At 69.5% G+C, this 2,825-nt stretch carries 5 protein-coding genes; 2 read left to right on the top strand and 3 right to left on the bottom strand.

The genetic code is table 11. The features are described from left to right. Positions 1 to 27 precede the first annotated feature (27 nt). Complete coding sequence (locus tag GKQ77_RS31085; RefSeq protein ID WP_219692458.1) at positions 28 to 441, bottom strand: organic hydroperoxide resistance protein; 414 nt, start codon at positions 439 to 441, stop codon at positions 28 to 30. 112 nt (positions 442 to 553) lie between these two features. On the opposite strand from GKQ77_RS31085, the gene GKQ77_RS31090 reads away from it, so the two are divergent. Continuing rightward, positions 554 to 1,042, top strand: coding sequence for a MarR family winged helix-turn-helix transcriptional regulator (locus tag GKQ77_RS31090; protein WP_219692459.1), 489 nt, complete (start codon positions 554 to 556; stop codon positions 1,040 to 1,042). After that, positions 1,032 to 1,811 carry a maleylpyruvate isomerase family mycothiol-dependent enzyme gene (locus GKQ77_RS31095; RefSeq protein WP_308117836.1) on the top strand — a complete coding sequence of 260 codons (780 nt, stop codon included), beginning with the start codon at positions 1,032 to 1,034 and terminating at the stop codon, positions 1,809 to 1,811. The genes GKQ77_RS31090 and GKQ77_RS31095 overlap by 11 nt, the downstream gene beginning before the upstream one ends. Positions 1,812 to 1,820: 9 nt before the next feature. On the opposite strand, the gene GKQ77_RS31100 is transcribed toward GKQ77_RS31095, so the two are convergent. Both GKQ77_RS31100 and GKQ77_RS31105 read right to left on the bottom strand, forming a co-directional pair. Then, positions 1,821 to 2,069, bottom strand: a complete 249-nt coding sequence (locus tag GKQ77_RS31100; RefSeq protein WP_219692461.1) for a phosphopantetheine-binding protein — start codon at positions 2,067 to 2,069, stop codon at positions 1,821 to 1,823. A gap of 15 nt (positions 2,070 to 2,084) precedes the next feature. Continuing rightward, a complete protein-coding gene (locus tag GKQ77_RS31105; protein ID WP_219692462.1) occupies positions 2,085 to 2,780 on the bottom strand; it encodes an isochorismatase family protein in 696 nt (231 codons plus the stop codon). Between the last annotated feature and the right edge of the window lie 45 nt (positions 2,781 to 2,825).

The following is a 2,825-nucleotide window of genomic DNA, read 5'->3' on the forward strand; positions in this document are numbered from 1 at the left end:
GTCCTGGGGGGCGGGGGTGGTTACTCGTTACTCGATTACCAGTTCCACGGGGATGTTGCCCCGGGTCGCCTTGGAGTAGGGGCAGTACGCGTGGGTCTTCTTCAGGAGGTCCTCGCCCGCGGCGCCCTGGAGGTGGTCGGGGAGTTCCGCTCGCATGATCACCGAGAGGCCGAAGCCGCCGTCCGTGTCCTTGCCGATGCTGACCTCGGCGGTCACCGAGACGTCCGAGACGTCGATCTTCTCCTGGCGTGCGATGTTGCCCATCGCGCTGGCGAAGCAGGCCGCGTAGCCCGCGGCGAAGAGCTGCTCGGGGTTGGTGCCCTTGCCGTTGCCCCCGAGTGCGGCGGGGAAGCCGAGGGGGAGGTCGATCTGGCCGTCCGAGCTTACGGCGCGGCCCTCGCGGCCGTTCGCGGTGGCTACGGCGGTGTACAGCGCGTCCATGGTTCCTCTTCCTCTTAGTGCTGGTTCCTCTTCGCGGTTCTGCTTTGTGGGTTTAGTAGAGCACGCTATTTAGTTGTGCGCAACTTAGTTGGGTGCGCTGTAGGGTGGGGGTATGGAGACACGCGTACCCAGTGACGAGGATTTTCTGCGGCTCGATCATCAGATCTGCTTCTCGTTGCACGCCGCCGCCCGCGCCTTCAACGGGGTCTACCGGGCCGCCCTCAAGGATCTCGGGCTCACCTACCCGCAGTACCTGGTGATGCTCGTGCTCTGGGAGCACGGCGAGCTGCCCGTCAAGAAGATCGGGGAGCGGTTGCGGCTGGACTCCGGGACCTTGTCGCCGCTGCTCAAGCGGCTGGAGGCGGCCGGGCACGTGGAGCGGCGGCGCAGTGCCGAGGACGAGCGGTCCGTCGTGGTGCGGCTCACCGAGCAGGGGGGAGCCTTGCGCGAGGCCGCCCTTGCCGTGCCTCGCGCCATCGCCGAGTCCACCGGGCTCTCCCTCGATGAGGTGCGGGAGCTGCGGGATCGGCTCAACACCCTGACCGCCGCGCTCGACGCGGCCGAGGTGGGGGGAGGTGTCGCCGGTGACTGTGTTCGGTGAGGGTGGTCTTGGCGGGGTTCAGGGGCATCGCGACGCCGTCGCCGCCGAGAGTCGGCGGTTCGTGGCGGTGTTGGAAGGGGTCGATCTCTCCGCTTCCGTTCCCGGGTGTCCGGGGTGGACGCTTCTCGATCTCGTCCGGCACACCGGGAGCGTGCAGCGCTGGTTCTCCGTACTGCTGCGGAGCAACATCCAGGAGCCGCCCGCGACCCGCGCGGTCGAGCTTGAGCTCCCGGAGCGGGATGACGCGTACGGCGCCTGGCTCGCCGCCAGTGCGGATCTTGCCGCCCGCGCCTTCGCCGAGGTCGACCTCGACGCGCCGATGTGGACGTGGGGTGCCGACCCTTACGCCCGGTTCTGGGTGCGGCGCATGCTCTACGAGACGCTTGTGCACCGCGTCGACGCGGAGAGCGCCCTCGGGTTGCCGTCCGTGATCGAACCGGCGTTGGCCGCCGACGGTGTGGACGAGTTCCTCGTCAATCTGCCCTTCGCCACGCCGTTCGCGCCCGGTGTCGCCCGGCTGCGCGGCCGGGGTGAAGTCATCCGTTTCCGGGCCGCTGACGTCGGGCGGGAGTGGCTTGTCCAGTTGCGTCCCGACGGTTTCGGGCTCGTCGGAGCGTGGGACGGGCGGGCCGTGGACGCCTCCGTGCAGGGAAGCGCCGCTGATCTGCTTCTGCTCCTTTACGGGCGTGTCGGGCGGGACTTCGGCGGGTTCGCGGTCGCGGGGGATGGGGAGTTGCTTGAGCGGTGGTTCGCCAACTCCGCCTTCTGAGGCGAGCGGTTATCCCTCGCGTGTCAGCAGCGGCACCCACTTCTCCAACGCCGGCTCCTCCGCCAGGTCCGCGAACGACGCCGTTACGCCGTGGTCGCGGCGCCAGCGGTTCAGCAGGGTCATGAGGCGTACGGAGTCGAGGCCGTAGTCGACGAGGTTCTCGTCCGCCGGGATGTCGGCCGGGTCCTCGCCGAGGACGTCCGCCACGTCTGTGCGCAGCTGGTCGAGGGTCAGGGTCAGGGTCAGGGGGGAGGTCATGTCGTGGTCCTGCCTTTATGCATGGTCGGGGGCGGTCGTGCCGCCCAGGTCGGTCGTGCCGTCGCTGTCGCCGTGGCCGCCGGTTTCCCCGAAGACCGCCCCCGTCGTCGTGACGACCGCGCACTTGCCCGCCGCCCAGCGCAGCGCCATCGCGTGGTCGTCGGCCGAGAAGTCGGCCACCGCGTCGGCGACCACGAACGCCTGGATGTCCTGCATCCACGCGTCGCATGCCGTCATCAGGACGCCGATGTGGGCGTAGACGCCGGTGATGACCAGCTGGTCGCGGCCCTGTTCGCGCAGCCGTTCCAGGAGGTCGGTGCGGACGAAACCGCTGTACTTCCACTTGGTGAGGACCGTCTCGGCGGGTGCCGGGCCGATCTCGGGGGCGATCGCCGCCGCCTGCTCGTCGGCCGGCAGGCCCGGGCCCCAGAAGTCCTGCTGGAGGCCGCGCTCCTCGGGCGTCTGGCCGCCGGGCTGCGCGGTGTGCAGCACGGGTACGCCGAGCCTTTCGGCTTGGCGCTTCAACTCGGCTACGTGTGTGAGGAGTTCCGGCACCGGGGAGGCGTCGCGGTCGTATGCCGAGAGGAAGTAGTTCTGCAGGTCGTGCACGAGGAGCACCGCGCGGGACGGGTCGACCTTCCAGTCGACGCGGTTGGCGGGCAACTCGTCGGCGGACGGCATGGGATAGGGGGTGATGGCGGGGAGGGCCATGGTGGTGGAGGGTCCGTTCAGGCTTGCGTGGGCTGGGTGGGAAGG

The organism is Streptomyces anatolicus (genome assembly GCF_019400875.1).
Lineage (GTDB): Bacteria > Actinomycetota > Actinomycetes > Streptomycetales > Streptomycetaceae > Streptomyces > Streptomyces anatolicus.